Here is a 19,392-nt window from a genome sequence, read left to right as displayed (position 1 = left end):
AGGACTGTCCTTCTAAACGTCTTCGACAAGGCGTCCGTAAAGCTCCGGCCGTCTGTCCCTGAAGAAGCCGAAGGCGGCGCGGTGCTTGCGGGCGGCGGCGAGGTCCAGCTCGGCGACCAACACGCCGGTCTCCTCGGCGCCAAACTCGGCGAGCATGTCGCCGCGCTCATCGCAGATGAAGCTGTGGCCGTAGAAGCGCTGGCCGCACTCGGTGCCGATGCGGTTGGCGGCGATCACGGGGACGACATTGGAAACCGCATGACCGACCATCGCCCGCCGCCACAGCCGTGACGTATCAAGGTCAGGGTCATGGGGCTCGGAGCCGATCGCAGTTGGGTAAAAGAGGATTTCTGCCCCCATCAGCATCATCGCGCGCGCAGTCTCGGGATACCATTGGTCCCAGCAGACGCCGACGCCTAGCGTTGCCCTTTCCGGCCCATTCCACACTTTGAAACCGGTGTTGCCAGGGCGAAAGTAGAATTTCTCCTCATAGCCCGGACCGTCGGGAATGTGGCTCTTGCGGTAAACGCCGGCAATTCCACCACCCGGCTCAATCATCGCCAGGCTGTTGTAATGGTGCGGTCCGTCCAGCTCGAAGAAACTGGTGGGTATCCAGATATTCAGTTCCTCGGCCAGCCTGCGCATTGCGATCACCGACGGATGCTCTTCGGTCCGCTTGGCAGTCGCGAACAGGCTCTCGTCCTCGACCCGGCAGAAGTACGGCCCTTCGAACAGCTCGGGCGGAAGCACCACCTGAGCGCCCTTGCCATGCGCCTCGCGCACCAGCTCCGACACGGCGCGGATGTTGGCGTCGGTTTCCTCGCCGAAGGCAAGCTGGAGTGCGGCAACTTTAAGCCTGGTCATGCGGGTACCTGCTGACTGATGCAGTGGAAGCTTCCACCGCCGGTCAGGACATGGTCAGCCCGCAATCCAATTGCAACGCGGCCGGGGAACAGCGCCTGCGCCGCTTCCACAGCAGCCGCGTCGTTGGGCGCACCGTACTGCGGCACCACCACGGCCGCGTTGCCGATGTAGAAGTTCATGTAGCTCGCAGGGATGATGTCGCCTTCGTCATTCTCGATCCGACCGGGAGACGGCAAGGTAACAATGTCGAGGCCCGCTTCGGCAAGCCGCCGCGCCGCATCTTCGTAGACGGCAGTGTTGGGGTCGTCCTCCGCTGCGGTCGGGATTGCAACCCGTGCCGGAGCAACGAAGCGGGCAAGATTGTCGACATGGCCGTCCGTATGATCGTTCATCAGTCCCGCGCCGAGCCACACTACTCGGGTGAAGCCCAGGTCGTGCCGAAGCCGCTCTTCCACCTCATCCTTCGTCAGCGTGTTGCGGTTGGGGTTGAGCAGGCATTGCTCGGTCGTGATCACGGTGCCGGTGCCGTCATGATCGATAGCGCCGCCTTCAAGGATCCAGTCTGCCTTGGCGTAGGGGAGGGAGGCGGAAGCCGCGAGCCGCTCGCCGATGCTGTCGTCACCTGGCAGGTCGTACTTGCCGCCCCATCCATTGAAGCCGAATCCCGCCGCACGGCGCCTCGAGCCATCGCCGCAGATGATCGGCCCCGTATCGCGCAGCCAGATGTCGCCGAACGGCTGCACTAGCACCGTCGCGAATGGCGCCAACTCACGCGCGGCTTTGGCTGCATCCTCGTGAGCCGCCACGAGCCGGACCTCTTCGCCGCGCCCGTCCGCGTAAAGCGCGGCCGCAAAAGCGGCGACTTCCGCCTCGGCGGGCTTCAGGTCGGCAAGCCACAAATCGGGATCGCTTGGGAAGCCGATCCAAACGGCCTCGTGTGGCGCCCATTCTGGTAAGGGAAGGGTGGTCATGGCGGCGCGCCTAGCAAGCGCAAACAAAAAGGGCGACCCCGAAGGATCGCCCTTTGTCGTCCGCTGCTTCTGCGAAGCTTAGCGCGAATAGAACTCGACGACCAGGTTCGGCTCCATGCGAACGGGGTAGGGCACCTCGTCCAGCTTCGGAACACGGGTGTAGGTCACCTTGGAGGTGCCGTCCGGAACCACGTAATCGGGCACTTCGCGCTCCGCGAGGCTCTGTGCCTCGATGACCAGAGCCATCTCCTGCGCCTTCGGGCCGAGCTCGATGACGTCGTTCACGTCGACGCGGCGGCTGGCAATGTTGCACTTCACGCCGTTGACGCGGATGTGGCCGTGGCTGACCAGCTGGCGGGCGGCCCAGATCGTCGGCGCGAACTTGGCGCGGTATACGATCATGTCGAGACGCCGCTCGAGCAGGCCGATCAGATTCTGGCTGGCGTCGCCCTTCATGCGGCTCGCCTGCTGGAACGTCTGCTTGAACTGCTTCTCGGTGATGTCGCCGTAATAGCCCTTCAGCTTCTGCTTGGCGCGGAGCTGAATGCCGTAGTCGCTGAGCTTGCCCTTGCGGCGCTGACCGTGCTGGCCGGGCCGTACTCGCGGCGGTTGACCGGGCTCTTCGGACGACCGAAGACGTTCTCGCCCATGCGACGGTCGAGTTTATACTTGGCGCTGGTGCGCTTCGACATGTGATTTCCTTCAATTGCGTCGTGTCAAAATACCCGGAACCGCGCTGCTTGCTCATGAAGGTCAGGAGGGCAGGGCAACCGCTTCACCGGGGTGCGGTGCCAATTGCGAAGGCGCGCCACTAGCGAACGGTGCCTTCCTGGTCAAGTTCTTGGCGCTAGCGCGGCCGCGGCGGCGAGGCCAACGCGCGGATGATGCCACGCACCGCTTTCACCTCCCGCGACGACCAGCCGGTCTTGGTGAAGATGGTGCGGATTGTGTTGCGGGTGGCTTCGGCGCGGATCGCCGGGAAAAAGTAGCCTTTGGCTTCCAGCTCTTCGTTGAGCTGACGGATCATTCCCTCGACCTCGCCTTGCGGCGCGGGAGGCTCAAGCTCCTTGGCGGGCGGCACGGCAAGGTCCGAACGCCGCGACCATTCGTAGGCGAGAAGGATCACCGCCTGGGCTAGGTTGAGGCTCCCGAACTCCGGGTTGATCGGCACGGTGACGATAGCGTTCGCGAGTGCGACGTCTTCGGTCTCAAGCCCCGAGCGCTCTGCGCCGAACAAGATTGCAGTGCGACCTGGCTGAGCGTGGATGCCGTCGGCCATCTCCTCGGGCGAGACGACCGGCATGACGAGGTCGCGGCGGCGAACAGTGGAGGCGTAGACGAATGAACAGTCAGCGATGGCGTCCTGGACCGAGTTGAAGACCCGCGCTTGTTCAAGGACGATGTCCGCGCCGCTGGCGGCGGGGCCGGCAGACGGGTTCGGCCAGCCATCGCGAGGGGTGACAAGTCGCATTTCGGTGAGGCCGAAGTTCAGCATGGCGCGCGCCGCTTTGCCGATGTTCTCGCCGAGTTGGGGGCGAACGAGAACGATGACGGGGTCGGCGCTCACAGCAGCTTGTTCTGGCCGGGCGGCGCCACACCCTCTTTCTCGACTCGCTCGGCGATTTCGGCAAAGTCGCCCGGTTCGTTGAAGTCCTTGTAGATGCTTGCGAAGCGGATGTAGGCGACGTGGTCGAGGGACTTCAGGCCGGCCATCACCGCCTCGCCGATCTTCACCGATGGCACTTCGTCGCCGGTCGTCTCCATCTGGCGCTGAACGCCGCTGACCAGCCGGTCGATCTTGGACGCATCGATATCGCGCTTGCGGCAGGCGTGCCCGATGGCGCGCTCAAGCTTGGAGCGGTCGAACGGCTCGCGCTTGCCGTCCTTCTTGACGACGGTGAGGTCGCGCAGTTGCACTCGCTCGAACGTCGTAAAGCGCGCGCCGCAAGCCTCGCACTGACGGCGACGGCGGATGGCGGCGCCGTCCTCGCTTGGGCGGCTGTCCTTAACCTGGCTGTCTTCGTGGGCGCAGAAGGGGCAACGCAAGCGGCTAGAGGTCCTAGTAGATGGGGAAGCGCGCGCAGAGCGAGCGAACGCGGGCGTTCACCTGCCGCTCGACTTCGGCATTGCCCTCGGCGCCCGTTGCCTTGAGCCCGTCGAGCACGTCGGCGACCATGTCGGCAATGTCGCGGAACTCCGCCTCGCCGAAGCCGCGGGTGGTCCCGGCGGGCGAACCGACGCGAATGCCGCTGGTCTTCATTGGCGGCAGCGGGTCGAACGGAACGCCGTTCTTGTTGCAGGTGATGCCGGCGCGCTCCAGCGCCTCGTCGGCATCCTTGCCGGTGAGGCCGAGCGGACGGAGGTCAATCAGGGCCAGGTGGGTGTCGGTTCCGCCGGCAACCACGTCGGCGCCGCGCTCCTTCAATCGTCCGGCAAGTGCCTGGGCGTTGGCGATCACCGCCTTGGCGTAGGTTTTGAAATCAGGCTGCAGCGCTTCGCCGAACGCCACCGCCTTGGCGGCGATGACGTGCATCAGCGGGCCGCCCTGGAGGCCGGGGAAAACGGCCGAGTTGATCTTCTTGGCAATGGCTTCGTCGTCAGTCATCACCATCCCGCCGCGCGGGCCGCGCAGAGTCTTGTGGGTCGTGGTGGTGACCACATGGGCGTGGCCGAAGGGCGACGGGTGCTCGCCGGCCGCAACGAGGCCGGCGAAGTGGGCCATGTCGACCATGAACAGGGCGCCGACTTCGTCAGCGATGGCGCGGAAGCGGGCGAAGTCGATGTGGCGCGGGTAGGCGGAGCCGCCGGCGATGATCAGTTTCGGCCGGCTTTCGCGGGCAAGCCGCTCGACCTCGTCGAAGTCGATGCGGTGATCGTCCTCGCGCACGCCATATTGAACGGCGTTGAACCATTTGCCGGACTGCGCAGGCGGCGCGCCGTGCGTCAGGTGGCCGCCTGCCGCGAGGCTCATGCCCATGATCGTGTCGCCGGGCTGAAGCAGCGCCATCATCACCGCGCCATTGGCCTGGGCTCCGGAGTGCGGCTGGACGTTGGCGAAGCCGCACCCGAAAAGTTGCTTGGCGCGGTCGATCGCCAGCTGCTCGACCACGTCGGACGGGTGACAGCCTTGGTAGTAGCGGCGACCAGGATAACCTTCCGCATACTTGTTGGTGAAGACCGATCCCTGCGCCTCCAGCACGGCGCGGCTGACAATGTTCTCCGAGGCAATCAGCTCGATCTGGTTCTGCTCGCGCTCCAGCTCCTGCCGGATGGCATCGGCCACTGCGGTGTCTGCATCGCCTAAGCGGCGGGTGAAGAAGCCTTCCGGCTGCACGTCGTTCAAGTTCGCTGCCGTAGCCATCAGTCGCTGTCCTGTAGGGGCTTGGAAAGTTGATCGACACGGCGCGCGTGGCGCCCGCCGGCGAATGGAGTTTCGAGGAATGCCGCGACGCAGGCCCTGGCCATGTCGCTGCCGATCAGCCTGGCACCGAGGGCCAGAACATTGGCATCGTTATGCTCGCGTGCAAGCTGCGCCGAAACTGGATCGTCGACCCGGGCGCAGCGGCAGGCCGGGTTGCGGTTGACGGCGATGGAGATGCCTATGCCGGAGCCGCAGACCGCGATCCCGCGCTCGGCGGCACCGCCTGCCACGGCTTCGGCGACTAAAGCGCCGTAGGATGGATAGTCGACGCTCTCCGGCCCATTGGTGCCAAGGTCGATCACGTCATGACCCTGCTCGCGGAGCCAGCCCACGAGTTCGTCCTTCAGGCCGTACCCGGCATGATCGGAGGCGAGCGCGATGTTCATGTGTCCTGAGCCTCTAGCGCCCCCGACGCGATTTCGCCACCCGCAACCTCGGCCCGAAGGTCACAAAAGCTACCGCGCCGCTTATCCCTGCAGGAACGCAAAGCACAGGTTCGATGCCGTAGGCGAGCGGCCGGGACTCACCCCTGGCTGAGCCTTCCCGCAAGTCTGGCCCTGAGACCTTCGGGCGCAAATTCCACTTCCGCCGTGCCGCGGATTTCGGCCGCGAGGCTGCGCTTCAGGAGGCGCATGCCGAAGCCCTCGGCTTGAGGTGGCTTGACCAAAGGTCCGCCGCGCTCCTCCCACGACATGGTGAAATGCCCGTCGTCGGCGCTCCAGCGAAGGACGATCTTGCCCGCGTCGGTCGTCAGCGCCCCATATTTCGAAGCGTTCGTCGCCAGCTCATGCAGTGCCAGCGCAAGACTGACGGCGGTTTGCGGCAAAAGGCGGAGGTCCGGCCCTTCGATGTCGCACCGGTCCATGCTGCAGAACGGGCCCATGGCGGTCTTCACCACCTCCAGCATGGAGGCGGAATCCCACTTTTCCCGAGTCAGGAGGTTGTGGGCGGCGGCAAGGGCCTGGAGCCGCGCCTCAAACGCGGAAATCGCCGCATCCGGGGAGGCATTCTTCCGGAACGTTTGATGTGCGAGGCTCTGCACGATGGCGAGCGTGTTCTTTACCCGGTGGTTGAGCTCGCCCACCAGCATCTGCTGGTGGCGCTGGCTTTCGCGACGGGCGGCGTCGGACGCGTTCAGCGCGCTTGCCACGCGATCGACCTCGCGGAACCCGGTATGAAGGGGCTTGCCGTTGTCGCCCTGCTCGCTGACGATGAGCAGCTTGTTGATGGAAGAGACGAGGCGCGCGCCGATTGCTGTCGCCAAAAAGGCGGCGAGCGCCAGCACGGCAAGGGCGAGGAGCGACCCGCTGCGAATGGCCTTGTTTGTGGCCATGTCGATTTCGCTCAGCGGTGTTCCGACGATTACGGCCCAGCCCGACATTGGCGAGCGCCGGAAGGCGGAGAGCATGTCGACGCCGTCCAGACTCTTGCTTTCGAGAGTGGCGGATTGCGCGCCGCTCGCCAGCGCCTTCATCATTGCGCCCGTCGCCGGCCTGCCGACAAACTGGAGCGGCCGGATGTTGCGCCAGATCACTGCTCCGTTGCGGTCTACAAGCGTAGCGACATTGCCGCCGCCAATCTTCTCGCGGATGAGGATCGAGCCAAACCGCTCCGGGTTGATGACCATCGAGATGGCATATTCCGGAGTTCCGCCGGCTTTTAGTGGCACATCCACGCAGACGATGTTCGGTTCGATCGCGCCGTGGACAAGGTTGCAGACCCTAGGCTTGCCACCAGCAATCTCCCGCCACATCGCAAGTGGCGGTGGTGTTCTCGGCAATCTTGCCCCGACGGGCAGCCGCGTATTGACCCATTGCTGGCCACGCCGATCGTGAACGACGATCCACGCGTGGGGATCGCGAAACGCCGCGCGGGCCTGCCGGTCAAGCGCTGCCCAGTCATGCCGTTCGGCCGCCTCGGACGCGCCAAGTGCAAGCAGGATGCCCTGGCCGCGCTCAAGCTCCCGATCGACGGCGAGGGAGAGGGCTCGCGAGGTTTCCCGCGCCTGCGCCTCGGCTTGCTGGCGGGAGATTTGCCTCGCCTGAAGAACAACCAACCCGAACGCGAGGGCGGCGAGCAACAGGCAGACGCCGACGAGCGCGAAAAGGTGCACGCGAATAGAACGCAAGCGGCACTGCCCCCTGAAAAGTGGTCGAGGTTTAGCAGGTCTCAAGTCAGGCACTAGTGGGCATTTCGTCCACCGCGACGAAGGTTTAGGCGGCCTTCTTCATCTCCAGGCGGTCCCAGACCTCGACCAGAGCGGTCGTCAGCTGATCCATCAGCGCTTCGCTGTGCGTCGGCCCTGGCGTGAAGCGGAGGCGCTCGGTGCCGCGGGGGACGGTGGGATAGTTGATCGGCTGAACGTAGAAGCCGTATTCGGCGAGCAAGATGTCGCTGATGCGCTTGGCCTTGGCCGGACAGCCTACGAGCAACGGCACGATGTGGGTGACGCTGGGCATCAGCGGCAGGCCGGCGTCCAGGAACTTGGCCTTGAGCATGGCTGCGGCATTCTGCTGCGCCTGGCGTTCCTCGTTGCTGGCCTTGAGGTGGCGGACACTGGCGAGGACGCCGGCGACCAGCACCGGCGACAGGCTGGTAGTGAAGATAAAGCCGGGCGCGTAGCTGCGGATGCAGTCGACGATGGTCTTGTCGGCCGCGATATAGCCACCCATGACCCCGAACGCCTTGCCGAGCGTGCCTTCGATGATGGTCAGTCGGTCGGCGACTCCGTCGCGCTCCGAAATGCCGCCGCCGTGTGCACCGTACATGCCGACCGCGTGGACCTCGTCGAGATAGGTGAGGGCGCCGTAGCGGTCGGCGAGGTCGCAGATGTCGGCGATCGGCGCGACGTCGCCGTCCATCGAATAGACGCTTTCAAACGCGATCAGCTTGGGCGTTTCGGGATCTTCCGCCGCCAGCAATTCTTCAAGATGCTCAAGGTCGTTGTGGCGGAAGATGCGCTTTTCGCAGCCACTGCTCTTGATGCCTGCGATCATGGACGCGTGGTTGAGCTCGTCCGAGAAGATGACGCAGCCGGGGAGCAATTTGCCGAGCGTCGACAGCGCGGCCTCGTTGGAGACATAGCCAGAAGTGAACAGCAGTGCGGCTTCCTTGCCGTGAAGCGAGGCGAGTTCGGCCTCAAGCTGCACATGGTAATGGGTGTTGCCGCCGATGTTGCGGGTGCCGCCGGAGCCGGCGCCGACATCGTGCAGCGCTTCCTCCATCGCCGCGATCACGGACGGGTGCTGGCCCATGCCGAGATAGTCGTTGGAGCACCAGACGGTGATCGGTTTGGGGCCATTGCCGCCGAAGCAGCGGGCATTCGGATACTGGCCTTTGGTACGAAGGATGTCGATGAAGACGCGATAGCGGTCTTCGTCGTGCAGCCGATCGATCGCGGCCTTGAAGATGCTGTTATAATCCATGAACCCGTGCTCGCCGGCGCTTTAACCCTTTGTGACAGGCATTTCCATTGCGAATGACTCGCAACTAAAGGGTGCTGATCTCGTCCAGTCCGAAGCTGGCAAGCGTGCCAAGAAGTGGGCCGCGCGGCGGAAGGCCGGTGAAGACGGCGACGTTCGAACGGGGCACGGTCGGCCAGACCTGATCGCGGGTCAGGTAGGCGATACGGCGCGCAATGCCGAGGCCACCGTCGACGGTAGCGACACCGGGAAGCGCGTTCCGCATTTCGTCGCCAAGCAACGGGAAATGTGTGCAGGCGAGGACGACCACATCCATCCGCTCGCCATCCGGGTGGGCGAGCATCGGTGCTACGGCTGCTTTCACGTCCGCAGCATCTACCGCGTTCCCCGCCAGCTTGGCTTCGGCGAGTTCGACCAGTTCGGGGGAGCCATGGCGAATGACGCTGCAGTCGGCGGCATAGCGGCTGGCGAGGTCGTCGACATAAGGCTGGCGGACGGTCGCCTCGGTGCCAAGCACGCCGATCACCCGGGTTGTCGACCGTTCGCCGGCAGGTTTGATCGCAGGGACCGTGCCGACCACGGGAAGGTCGAGCGCGGAGCGGACATGTTCCAGTGCGATCGTCGATGCGGTATTACAGGCGATGACCGCCAGCCGCGGCCTGAAGCGCTCCACCAGGCGGCCCAGGAGTGCCGGGACCCGCGACGCAATCTCCTTCTCGCTTCGCTTGCCATAAGGGAAGCCGGCGCTGTCGGCGACGTAGACGACGGGCGCGTTGGGCAGCAGTGTGCGGGTCGGTTGAAGCACGGACAGGCCGCCGACGCCGGAATCGAAGAACAGGATTGGAGCGTCGGGATTCATGGACCTGCTTTGCCGTGCGTTGCGCCGCCTCGCAACTTTGCCTACCAACCGACACTATGGACCCGCAGGCGCTGCTCGTATTCGCAATCGGTTACCTGCTGGGATCCATCCCGTTCGGCCTGATCCTGACACGCCTTTTCGGCAAGGGCGATCTGCGCGCCATCGGGTCTGGAAACATCGGGGCGACCAATGTGCTTCGGACGGGGTCGAAGGGACTGGCCGCCGCGACCCTGATCCTCGACGCGCTGAAGGGCACGGTCGCCGTTCTGGTCGCGCATCATCATTTTCCCGGTTTCGAGCATCTCGCTGCTGCGGGTGCGTTGATCGGCCACCTTTACCCGGTGTGGTTGAAGTTCATGGGTGGCAAGGGCGTCGCCACCTTCCTCGGCATCCTGATCTTTCTCTTGCCGATTGCCGCTGCCGTTTATGCCGCGGTGTGGGTCCTCCTGCTGCTGACGATCCGAATCTCGTCCGTGGCAGGAATGGCGGCGGCGATCAGCGCCCCGGTCACGGCCGCCGTGCTTGGCCGCGAACAATTCTCATCCGCGCCCGCCTTATTCCCAATGCTGCTCGGTTTCGCATTGCTGGTGGTTTGGAAACACCGGACCAACATTGCCCGGCTGAGGGCTGGAACCGAGCCACGCATCGGGAAGGGGAAGGGTGACTGACGACCTGATCGACCGCGTCCGGCTGCTGCGCACGCCGGGCATAGGTCCAATCACTTACCGTCAGCTGATCCGCCGCTTCGGCAGCCCCGCTGCGGCGCTGGACGCAGTGCCCGACTTGGCGCGTCGCGGTGGTGGACGGCCGCCGGCATTGTTCGGGAGGGCGCAGGCGGAGCGAGAGGTGGGGCAGGTGCAGGCGCTCGGTGCCCGCTACCTCGTGCTCGGGCAGGGCCTCTACCCGCCACCGCTTGCCGAACTGGACGATGCGCCTCCGCTTGTTGTTGCGAAGGGCCAACTATCACTGCTTGAACGCCCCGCAGTGGCGATTGTCGGGGCCCGCAACGCGTCGGCCGCGGCGTGCCGCTTCGCGCGCATGCTGGCCCACGATTTGTCGGAAGCCGGTTTGTTGGTCGTTTCCGGCCTGGCACGAGGGATTGATGCGGCGGCGCACGACGGCGCGATCGACGGCGGCACTGTCGGTGTGGTCGCAGGCGGGATCGACATCTTCTACCCGCCAGAGAACCGTGCGCGCCAGGAGGCGATGTTCGCACGCGGGCTGGTGCTCGCTGAAATGCCGCCGGGCACCGAACCACGCGCCCGCCACTTCCCTTACCGTAATCGGATCATCGCCGGCATGAGCCTCGGCACAGTTGTGGTCGAAGCCGCGCCACGGTCCGGATCGCTGATCACCGCCCGACTGGCAGCGGAAGCGGGGCGGGAGGTGCTGGCAGTGCCCGGCTTCCCGCTCGACCCGCGGGCCCAGGGCTGCAACCAACTTATCCGCGACGGCGCGACCCTAATCCAGAACGCCGCGGACGTAATCGAGGCAATCCAGCCGGGCAGTGCCGGTGCTCGCACGAGGCCTGCCGATCCACCTGCGCCCTCCGTGGTGCGCGAGGATCCGCAGGCCGTGAGCCTGGTGCAGGAATTGCTCGGGCCGTCGCCGGTCGCGGTGGATGAGATCGTCCGCCAGTCCGGACTTTCCAGCGGCGATGTCCAACTCGCCTTGCTGGAACTCGACCTTGCAGGGCGCCTCGACCAGCATGCCGGCGGAAGGGTCGCGCTTCGCGGCTGACACCGCTTGACGGGCCTTGCCGAGCTTCAGCACCATACGCGTATGCGTGAGGAAATGAATTGAAGCTCGTCGTCGTCGAATCGCCTGCCAAGGCGAAAACCATAGAGAAATATTTGGGGCCGGGACACCGCGTACTGGCCAGTTACGGCCATGTCCGCGATCTTCCGCCGAAGGATGGCTCGGTCGATCCGGATCATGACTTTGCCATGCAGTGGCAGGTGTCGGCGGATCGCTCCAAGCAGCTGAAGGAAATCACCGACACGGCCAAAAAGGCCGACACATTGATCCTCGCCACCGACCCCGATCGCGAGGGCGAGGCAATCAGCTGGCACGTTCAGGAGGTGCTGACTGCCAAGAAGGCGCTGCCCAAAGACGTTCAGCGGGTGACCTTCAACGCGATCACCAAGTCGGCGGTCACTGAGGCGATGGGCAAGCCCCGCGGCCTGGATACCGACCTGATCGATGCTTACCGGGCGCGCCGGGCCCTCGACTACCTGGTCGGCTTCACCCTGTCGCCGATCCTGTGGCGAAAGCTTCCGGGCGCCAAGTCGGCGGGCCGAGTGCAGTCGGTTGCACTGCGGTTGATCGTCGATCGGGAACGCGAGATCGAGATCTTCCGGCCCCAGGAATATTGGTCGGTGACCGCCGCCTTCGAAGCGGACGGGCAGGGCTTCACCGCGCGGCTCGTCAACCTCGACGGCAAGAAGATCGACCGGCTGACGATCGGCGCGAAGGGCGATGCCGATGCGGCCAAGGCAGTGGTCGAGGCGGGACGGTTCACCGTGGCCTCGGTCGACACCAAGCCCTTCGCCAAGAACCCGCCCGCGCCGTTCACCACCTCGACCCTTCAGCAGGAGGCGGCGCGGAAGCTCGGTTTTGCCGCGAGTCACACCATGCGAGTCGCTCAGTCGCTCTACGAGGACGGGCTGATCACCTACATGCGGACCGACGGCGTCGACATGGCGGCGGAAGCGGTGAGCGCCGCGCGCAAGGCGGTGGCGAGCCGCTACAACGCCGGCTACCTGCCCGACAAGCCGCGCCATTACACCAGCAAGGCCAAGAATGCGCAGGAAGCGCATGAGGCGATCCGGCCAACCGACTTCAGCAAGGCCAAGGCGGGCTCAGGCGATCACGGGCGGCTGTACGAGCTGATCTACAACCGCGCGCTTGCCAGCCAGATGGCCTCGGCGAGGCTGGAGCGAACCACCGTTGAATTAACGGATGGTGCGGGCCGCGCGACCCTGCGTGCCACGGGTCAAGCAGTGCTCTTCCCCGGCTACCTCGCCCTCTACGAAGAAGGCCGAGACGAGAAAGCGGACGACGAAGACAGCGCGCGCATGCCGGTGCTGCGCAACGGCGACTCTCCTGCGAAGAAAGGCGTGGAGGCGACGCAGCACTTCACCCAGCCGCCGCCGCGCTTTTCGGAGGCCAGCCTCGTCAAGCGACTGGAGGAGCTCGGCATTGGGCGGCCGTCGACTTACGCCGCGACGCTGCAGACGCTGAAGGATCGCGAGTACGTTCGCGTCGAGAAGAACCGCTTCATTCCCGAGGAAAGCGGCCGGCTGGTAACGGCCTTTCTCGAGCGCTTCTTCGAACGCTATGTGAACTACGACTATACGGCTGAGCTCGAGGAAGAGCTGGACGACGTGTCGGGTGGACGTCTCGACTGGCAGAAGCTGCTCGACGCCTTCTGGCGCGACTTCCAGCCCAAAGCGGGCGAAGTTATGGAGCAGCAGCCGTCGGAGGTGACTGCCGCGCTCGACGAGTTCCTGGAGCCGTTCCTGTTCCCCGAAATGGAAGATGGCTCCGACCCGCGCCTGTGTCCGGCTTGCGGCAACGGCCGGCTGGCGTTGCGCGGCGGCAAGTTCGGCGCCTTCGTCGCCTGCTCCAATTATCCGGAGTGTAAGTTCACGCGGAAGTTCGGTCAGGCAGGCGGCGATGCCGTCGCTGATCAGCCGTCGGAGCTTGGTGAAGGGATTAGCCTCAAGAGCGGGCGGTTTGGTCCCTATGTGGAGCAAGGGGAGGGGAAAGAGGCCAAGCGGGCCTCCGTGCCGAAGGACATTCCAGTGGAGGGCCTGACGCTCGAGACGGCCAAGCAGCTGCTGTCGCTGCCGCGAGAGATTGGCGCGCACCCGGAAACAGGGCAGCCGATCGTCGCATCCATCGGCCGCTACGGCCCCTACCTGATGCATGACGGCAAATATGCGCGGCTTTCGTCCACCGCAGAGGTGTTCGAGACCGGCATGAACGCCGCCGTCGCCAAGCTCGCGGATGCGGCTGCAGGCGGCGGGCGGCAGCGCGGCGCGGCTCGGGAACCGCTCGCCGTGCTCGGCGCGCATCCGGAAAGCGGCAAGGAGATCAAGGTCCTCGAAGGCCGCTTCGGACCATATGTCACCGACGGCACGACCCACGCGACCTTGCCCAAAAGCGCCGACCCTAAGGCGGTGACACTGGATGAGGCCATCGAGCTGATCCGTGCGAAGGAAGCCAAGGGGCCGGCCAAGAAGAAGGGCGGCCGCAAGGCGCCCGCAAGGAAGAAGAAAGCATGATCGACATCCAGCTTCAGCGCCTGCCGCACGGCGAAGGTTTGCCCCTGCCGTCCTATGCAACCGAAGGGGCCGCGGGGTTGGATGTCGTCGCCGCCGAGGAACTGACCCTTGCGCCGGGTGCACGCCACGCCGTTGCGACGGGCTTCGCCATGGCCATTCCCGAAGGCTTCGAAGTTCAGGTTCGCCCGCGCTCCGGCCTCGCACTCAAGAACGGCATCACCTGCCTCAACACGCCCGGCACCATCGACAGCGACTATCGCGGTGAGGTCAAAGTCATTCTCGCCAACCTCGGCAGCGAACCATTCCAGATCCGCCGTGGTGAGCGGATCGCGCAGCTGGTCCCCGCGCCGGTGCTGAAGGCGAGCTTTCGCGAAGTCGAGAGCCTCGATGAGACCGTCCGCGGCACAGGGGGGTTCGGCAGCACCGGACAGTGACGGAGCTTAGCGACAGCGAACTCGACCGTTACGCCCGGCACATCGTATTGCCGCAGGTGGGTGGGCTCGGTCAGCGCAAGCTCCGGGCCGCCAGGATCGCGGTGGTCGGTGCGGGCGGTATCGGCAGCGCGGTCATTCCGTCACTGGCGGGTGCGGGCGTTGGCCGCCTGACGATTATCGACGCGGATAGCGTCGACCTCAGCAATCTGCATCGGCAGCCCATTTTCCGCGAGAAGGACGAAGGCCAGCCGAAGGCGGAGCTTGCAGCGGCGTTTGTGGGCAAGCTGAACCGGTTCGTCGAGGTCGCGGCCGTGCGCGAGCGGATCGATGCGGAGAGCGCATCATCACTCCTCACCGGTCATGACCTCGTCATTGACGGCACCGATAATTTCGCGACACGGCTCGCGGTGAGCGATGCGTGCGTTCAACTCGGCACCCCGCTGCTTTCCGCCGCCGCAGTCCAGTTTCAGGGACAGGTGGCGCTGTTCCGATCGCGACCCTGTTATCGCTGCTTCGTCGGAGATGCATTCGATGCCGACGATTGCGACACCTGCGCGGAGCAGGGCGTCCTGGGTGCCCTAGCCGCTACCGTCGGCAGCCTCGCGGCCCTGCTTGCTATCAACAGCATCGTCGGCGTCGGCGGTGATCAGGCAGGCAAGCTGCACCTGTTCGATGGCATCGGCCTAAGCTGGCGCCAAATCCGGATTCCGGCGGACCCGAACTGCCGCGTCTGCGCTCATCGGAGCGCCTGAGCCACCCGCACCACCAGCACGCGGGCAACATCCGCCTTGTCTGCCTCCGGCCAGCTTTCCACGCCTTCGGCAGTAACCAGATGTACCTGGTTGCGGGTACCGCCCATCACGTCGCCCGAAACGTCGTTGGCGACGATCCAGTCGGCACCTTTCGCCGCGTGCTTACGGACTGCCCGGCGCGCAACGTCGTCCGTCTCCGCGGCAAAGCCGACGAGCAAGGACGGACGCTGCGGCGAGGCGGCAAGCTCCGCAAGAATGTCGCGGGTCGGCAGGAAGCGGAGCTGCGGGGGCCCGTCACCCTTCTTCAATTTGGTCGAGGCCGGTTCTACTCGCCAATCGGCGACCGCGGCGACCAGGACCGCCACGTCGCAAGGCAAGGCGGCAAACACTGCGTCGGCCATCTGGCCAGCCGTCTCGACGTCGACGCGCTCGACGCCGTTGGGTGTAGGCAGGCACACCGGCCCCGCAATCAGTGTCACGCGCGCACCTGCCTCGGCAGCGGCAGCGGCGATCGCGAAGCCCTGTCGGCCCGATGAGCGATTGGCGATAACCCGCACCGGATCGATCGGCTCGTGAGTCGGGCCAGCGGTGACGAGGATGTGCTTGCCGGTAAGGCTCACGCGAACTCTTGGCTCAGCCAGTCCAGGATCGCCTGAGGCTCGGGAAGACGGCCGGGACCATATTCGCCGCACGCCATCTCGCCCTCGGCCGGATCAATGACGCGGATGCCGTCAGCTTTAAGCTGCACGACGTTGCGCTTGGTCGCGGGATGGAGCCACATGCGGACGTTCATGGCTGGGGCGACCACCACCGGCTTGTCGGTCGCGAGCAGCAGGGTAGTGGCGAGATCGTCGGCAATGCCGGCCGCCATCTTGGCCATCAGGTCGGCTGTTGCCGGGCAGACCAGCACCACGTCGGCGGCGCGCGAGAGCTGGATGTGGCCGATTTCCACCTCCTCCTTCAGCTCCCAAAGCGACGTGTAGACCGGGCTCTCGGCCAGTGTGCCAAGGCTCATCGCGGTAACGAAATTCTCTCCGCTCTTTGTCAGCACCGGCGTGACCTGATGGCCCGCTTTCTTGAGCAAACGGATGAGTTCCAGCGACTTGTAAGCGGCGATGCCACCGCCGACGATGAGAAGAACCTTCATAAGGCTAGAATAGCAGAGCCATCATGCCAGCGCCCGCTGCTCCGCTCAGTAGGGCTACAGCCAGGTAGCTTAGCCAGTTCGGTCGCCTAATCACCGCGATTTCCGGAAGCGGCGGGGGCGGCGGCGCGGCACCGAAGGGCGGGTAATATTGGTCCATGCGGTGGATCAACTTGGGGATGAGCTTCATCGCCCGCACCGTTTCCGTGATGCGGTCGGCGTAATAAGCTTCTGGTCCCAACTCACCGCGAATCCATTCGCGCAGGAAGGGCTCGGCCGTTTCCCACATGTTGATGTCGGGATCGAGCGCGGTTGCCACGCCTTCCTCCATCACCATCGTCTTCTGCAGCAGCAGCAGGTGCGGCTGGGTCGGCATGTCGAAGTCGCGGGTGATCGCAAACAGGCTTTCCAGCATCCGCCCGACCGAGATATCCTTGACGGGCAGCCCGCGGATCGGCTCGCCGGCAGCACGAAGCGCGGTCGCGAACTCGTCGACGCTGTGGTGCGAGGGGACGTACTGCGCCTCGAAGTGGATTTCGGCCACGCGGCGGTAATTGCCGGTGATCAGGCCATAGAGGATTTCGGCCAGCCACATGCGGGCCCGGCGGTCGATCCGGCCCATGATCCCAAAGTCGATCGCCGCGATCCGGCCGTCGCAGAGCGCAAACAGGTTTCCCTGATGAAGGTCCGCGTGGAAGAAGCCGTCCACCACCGCCTGGCGAAGGAAGCCGCGAACCAGCGTTTCGGCCAGCTTCCTTGTGTCGTAGCCTGCCGCCACAAGCGCATCGCGGTCGTTCAGCTTGATGCCATCGAGCCACTCCAGCGTCAGCACCCGACGCGCGGTGCGGCGCCAGTCGATCTCCGGAATGTGGAAGTTCGGCTCGGCGACCATATTCTCGCGAAGCTCGGAAGCGGAGGCCGCCTCGCGCTGTAGGTCCAGCTCGCGCGCGGTCCATTGACGAAAGTGCGCAACCACGAGGCGCGGGCGGAGGCGTTCCAGCTCCCCGCCCATGCGCTCCACATGTGCCGCCGACCATTCGTAGGTCTCGAGGGCCTTGGCAAACTCCTCTTCGACGCCGGGGCGGAGGACCTTGACCGCGACTTGGCGGCCCTCGGTCGTGACTGCCCGGTGGACCTGCGCGATCGAAGCGGCGCCGACCGGCTCGGGATCGAACTCGCTGAACAAGGATTCGAGTGGGGCGTCGAACGAGGTTTCGATCACCTGTTTGATGGCGGCGAACGGCGCGGGCGGCAGATTGTCCTGCAGCTGGGAGAGGTTCTCCGCAGCCTTGGCACCGACGAGGTCCGGGCGGGTCGAGAGCGCCTGACCGAGCTTGATCGCTGCGGGCCCGATGTCCTGCAGAGCGCGCGCGTACTGGGGCGTGGCCGGGATGCGCGCGCCAAAGCGGGCGACCCGTGCAAGGCGGCGGACCTGCGGCGGGGTTAGCGGGTCCTGCTCGATCCCGCGCAGCGCGCCATGCTTAGCGAGCGTACGGCCCCATTTGAGGAGCCGCCAAAGATGGGCAACGTCGGAGGTCACACCTTCCACCCGCTCCAGATACAGACCAGGCCCCCAGGATCGGCTCTGCCTTGGTGCTGACAAAGCCTGCCTCGCCGATCATCTGGCCGAAACGCTCCACGCGGGGGAAGCGGCGGATTGACTCGACCAGGTAGCGGTAGCTTGCCTCATCGTTGGCGACGGCCTTGCCGATGCGGGGAATGAAGGTTTCCGCGTAACGCTCGTAAAGCTGTGCGAAGCCGGGCCATTCGCTGCTCGAAAACTCCAGGCAGAAGAAGCGGCCGCCGCGGTTGAGGACCCGGTGCGCCTCACGCAGCGCGGCGGGAATGTCGGTAACGTTCCTGATGCCGAAGGCGATGGTGTAGGCATCGAATCCTGCCGAATCGAAGCTCAGGCTCTCGGCATTCTCAACTTTCCAGGTGAGACCCTCGATCCGGCGTTGCCGCGCCCGCTCCTCACCGACGGCAAGCATGTCGGCATTGATGTCCGAGACGGTGACACGCGCTCCTCGGGCCGCCATCCGGAAGGCGATGTCGCCAGTCCCGCCCGCCATGTCGAGGACCTCTTCGGCCCGGCGCGGCTTCACGCGATTGACGAAACGATCCTTCCACAGCCGGTGCATGCCGCCTGACATCAGGTCGTTCATGACATCGTAGCGCCGGGCAACGGACGAAAAGACCTGGCCAACCCGGCGGGTCTTCTCCTCTGGGCTGACGAGCTGGTCGCCGAAATTCACCTGATCGCTCATGAGGCTGCGCTCTAGCGGGGAAGGCGGGCCTTCGCCATATGGCCCGTGTGCCTGAACTTCCCGAAGTTGAAACCACCGTCCGCGGCCTGGCCAGGGTGCTCGACCGCCGCCGGATCGATCGAGTGGAGGTCAACCGCGCCGACCTCCGGCGAGCCTTCCCGCAAGATATCGGCCAGCGGCTGACAGGAGCGCGGGTGACGGGTCTCGGGCGGCGCGCGAAATACGGCCTGATCCACACCGACCGCCAGGACGTGCTGGTGTTCCATCTGGGCATGTCCGGACGGTGGCGCATCGACCCTGCCGGAGCCGACAAGCACGATCACCTGTTGCTGACCACCGACGACGGCCATCGCCTCGCACTTAACGATCCACGCCGGTTCGGGTCGGTCGATCTTGTGCGGGAGGAGGAACTGGCGGCCTGGCCCGTCCTTGCAGCAATGGGACCCGAGCCCACCGACCTTGAGCCGCGCGATCTTCAGCGAAGGATGAAGGGCCGAACTGCGCCGATCAAGCAATTGCTGCTCGATCAGGGGATCGTGGCGGGGCTCGGCAACATCTACGTTTGCGAGGCGCTCCATCGTGCCGGCATCCACCCGAAGCGAGCAGGGGGAAGCGTTTCCCTTGAGCGGCTGAACAAGCTGGTGCCGGCCATTCGGGACGTGATCGGCGAAGCGATCGACGCAGGCGGCTCTACCCTTCGTGACTTTGCGAGCCCGGATGGAGAGCTAGGCTATTTCTCGAAGAAATTCGCCGTATACGACCGGGAAGGCGAGGACTGCGCATGCGGAGGCAAGGTACGGCGCTTCGTTCAGGGCGGGCGTTCGACCTTCTACTGCCCGAAATGCCAGCGCTGACCTTCGTTTAGCAGTCACGAGGCCGGTTGACCGGAAGGCCGCTTCTCTGTAGGGGAGCGGCACGTCGGCGCGGCCTTTGTGGCTTTCGCGCCGTTTTCATAATAGGATTAAACGA

General features: G+C 65.2%; 16 protein-coding genes and 3 pseudogenes. 6 read left to right on the top strand and 13 right to left on the bottom strand.

Translation table 11 applies throughout. The annotated features are described in order from the left end of the window. Nucleotides 1-12: 12 nt before the first annotated feature. The 10 genes and pseudogenes from aguB to murI form a co-directional block, all read right to left on the bottom strand. On the bottom strand, nt 13-864 hold the full coding sequence (aguB, locus tag G7077_RS00875) for an N-carbamoylputrescine amidase (RefSeq protein ID WP_166410079.1): 852 nt from the start codon (nt 862-864) through the stop codon (nt 13-15). After that, entirely contained in the window at nt 861-1,835 is a 975-nt protein-coding gene (locus G7077_RS00870) for an agmatine deiminase family protein (RefSeq protein WP_166410078.1), read from the bottom strand. Before G7077_RS00870 ends, aguB begins: the two co-directional genes overlap by 4 nt. 78 nt (nt 1,836-1,913) lie before the next feature. Further along, nucleotides 1,914-2,527, bottom strand: a pseudogene (rpsD, locus tag G7077_RS00865) (30S ribosomal protein S4). A gap of 155 nt (nt 2,528-2,682) precedes the next feature. Further along, nucleotides 2,683-3,402, bottom strand: a complete 720-nt coding sequence (locus tag G7077_RS00860) for an RNA methyltransferase (RefSeq protein WP_166410077.1) — start codon at nt 3,400-3,402, stop codon at nt 2,683-2,685. Beyond that, nucleotides 3,399-3,881, bottom strand: a complete 483-nt coding sequence (gene nrdR, locus G7077_RS00855) for a transcriptional regulator NrdR (RefSeq protein ID WP_166410076.1) — start codon at nt 3,879-3,881, stop codon at nt 3,399-3,401. The genes G7077_RS00860 and nrdR overlap by 4 nt, the downstream gene beginning before the upstream one ends. 13 nt (nt 3,882-3,894) lie before the next feature. Continuing rightward, nucleotides 3,895-5,196, bottom strand: coding sequence for a serine hydroxymethyltransferase (gene glyA / locus G7077_RS00850; RefSeq protein ID WP_166410075.1), 1,302 nt, complete (start codon nt 5,194-5,196; stop codon nt 3,895-3,897). Further along, complete coding sequence (rpiB, locus tag G7077_RS00845; RefSeq protein WP_166410074.1) at nt 5,196-5,642, bottom strand: ribose 5-phosphate isomerase B; 447 nt, start codon at nt 5,640-5,642, stop codon at nt 5,196-5,198. The genes glyA and rpiB overlap by 1 nt, the downstream gene beginning before the upstream one ends. A gap of 137 nt (nt 5,643-5,779) precedes the next feature. Further along, on the bottom strand, nt 5,780-7,384 hold the full coding sequence (locus tag G7077_RS00840) for a sensor histidine kinase (protein WP_166410073.1): 1,605 nt from the start codon (nt 7,382-7,384) through the stop codon (nt 5,780-5,782). Between the two features lie 85 nt (nt 7,385-7,469). After that, a complete protein-coding gene (gene hemA, locus G7077_RS00835) occupies nt 7,470-8,681 on the bottom strand; it encodes a 5-aminolevulinate synthase (protein WP_166410072.1) in 1,212 nt (403 codons plus the stop codon). 64 nt (nt 8,682-8,745) lie between these two features. Then, a complete protein-coding gene (murI, locus tag G7077_RS00830; RefSeq protein WP_166410071.1) occupies nt 8,746-9,537 on the bottom strand; it encodes a glutamate racemase in 792 nt (263 codons plus the stop codon). Nucleotides 9,538-9,593: 56 nt separating this feature from the next. On the opposite strand from murI, the gene plsY reads away from it, so the two are divergent. From plsY to G7077_RS00805, 5 genes are read left to right on the top strand one after another with little or no spacing between them, the layout of a single operon-like run. Next, on the top strand, nt 9,594-10,205 hold the full coding sequence (gene plsY / locus G7077_RS00825; protein ID WP_166410070.1) for a glycerol-3-phosphate 1-O-acyltransferase PlsY: 612 nt from the start codon (nt 9,594-9,596) through the stop codon (nt 10,203-10,205). Continuing rightward, entirely contained in the window at nt 10,198-11,277 is a 1,080-nt protein-coding gene (gene dprA / locus G7077_RS00820) for a DNA-processing protein DprA (protein ID WP_166410069.1), read from the top strand. The genes plsY and dprA overlap by 8 nt, the downstream gene beginning before the upstream one ends. Nucleotides 11,278-11,336: 59 nt before the next feature. Beyond that, nucleotides 11,337-13,826, top strand: a complete 2,490-nt coding sequence (gene topA, locus G7077_RS00815) for a type I DNA topoisomerase (RefSeq protein WP_166410068.1) — start codon at nt 11,337-11,339, stop codon at nt 13,824-13,826. Continuing rightward, nucleotides 13,823-14,260, top strand: a complete 438-nt coding sequence (gene dut, locus G7077_RS00810; RefSeq protein ID WP_166410067.1) for a dUTP diphosphatase — start codon at nt 13,823-13,825, stop codon at nt 14,258-14,260. The genes topA and dut overlap by 4 nt, the downstream gene beginning before the upstream one ends. Continuing rightward, nucleotides 14,257-15,012, top strand: coding sequence for a HesA/MoeB/ThiF family protein (locus G7077_RS00805; protein WP_166410066.1), 756 nt, complete (start codon nt 14,257-14,259; stop codon nt 15,010-15,012). The genes dut and G7077_RS00805 overlap by 4 nt, the downstream gene beginning before the upstream one ends. Here the strand turns inward: G7077_RS00805 and coaBC are convergent. From coaBC to G7077_RS00790, 3 genes and pseudogenes are all read right to left on the bottom strand, one after another. Further along, nucleotides 14,997-16,159 (bottom strand): annotated as a pseudogene (gene coaBC / locus G7077_RS00800) (bifunctional phosphopantothenoylcysteine decarboxylase/phosphopantothenate--cysteine ligase CoaBC). The gene G7077_RS00805 and the pseudogene coaBC overlap by 16 nt on opposite strands. A gap of 4 nt (nt 16,160-16,163) precedes the next feature. Continuing rightward, complete coding sequence (gene ubiB / locus G7077_RS00795; RefSeq protein ID WP_166410065.1) at nt 16,164-17,696, bottom strand: 2-polyprenylphenol 6-hydroxylase; 1,533 nt, start codon at nt 17,694-17,696, stop codon at nt 16,164-16,166. Next, nucleotides 17,693-18,423, bottom strand: a pseudogene (locus G7077_RS00790) (class I SAM-dependent methyltransferase). The gene ubiB and the pseudogene G7077_RS00790 overlap by 4 nt, the downstream one beginning before the upstream one ends. A 47-nt stretch (nt 18,424-18,470) precedes the next feature. Between G7077_RS00790 and mutM the strand changes: the two are divergent. Further along, nucleotides 18,471-19,277, top strand: coding sequence for a bifunctional DNA-formamidopyrimidine glycosylase/DNA-(apurinic or apyrimidinic site) lyase (gene mutM / locus G7077_RS00785; RefSeq protein WP_166412232.1), 807 nt, complete (start codon nt 18,471-18,473; stop codon nt 19,275-19,277). Nucleotides 19,278-19,392: the final 115 nt, after the last annotated feature.

It is taken from the genome of Sphingomonas piscis (assembly GCF_011300455.1).
GTDB lineage: Bacteria > Pseudomonadota > Alphaproteobacteria > Sphingomonadales > Sphingomonadaceae > Sphingomicrobium > Sphingomicrobium piscis.
The sequence above is the reverse complement of the archived record's forward strand: the minus strand, read 5'-3'. Positions and strand labels throughout refer to the sequence as shown.

Excerpts from the sequence above, each read along its gene's own strand:
- aguB (WP_166410079.1), bottom strand. The coding sequence starts at position 864 with ATGACCAGGCTTAAAGTTGCCGCACTCCAGCTTGCCTTCGGCGAGGAA.
- G7077_RS00870 (WP_166410078.1), bottom strand. The coding sequence starts at position 1,835 with ATGACCACCCTTCCCTTACCAGAATGGGCGCCACACGAGGCCGTTTGG.
- glyA (WP_166410075.1), bottom strand. The coding sequence starts at position 5,196 with ATGGCTACGGCAGCGAACTTGAACGACGTGCAGCCGGAAGGCTTCTTC.
- rpiB (WP_166410074.1), bottom strand. The coding sequence starts at position 5,642 with ATGAACATCGCGCTCGCCTCCGATCATGCCGGGTACGGCCTGAAGGAC.
- hemA (WP_166410072.1), bottom strand. The coding sequence starts at position 8,681 with ATGGATTATAACAGCATCTTCAAGGCCGCGATCGATCGGCTGCACGAC.
- murI (WP_166410071.1), bottom strand. The coding sequence starts at position 9,537 with ATGAATCCCGACGCTCCAATCCTGTTCTTCGATTCCGGCGTCGGCGGC.
- plsY (WP_166410070.1), top strand. The coding sequence starts at position 9,594 with ATGGACCCGCAGGCGCTGCTCGTATTCGCAATCGGTTACCTGCTGGGA.
- dut (WP_166410067.1), top strand. The coding sequence starts at position 13,823 with ATGATCGACATCCAGCTTCAGCGCCTGCCGCACGGCGAAGGTTTGCCC.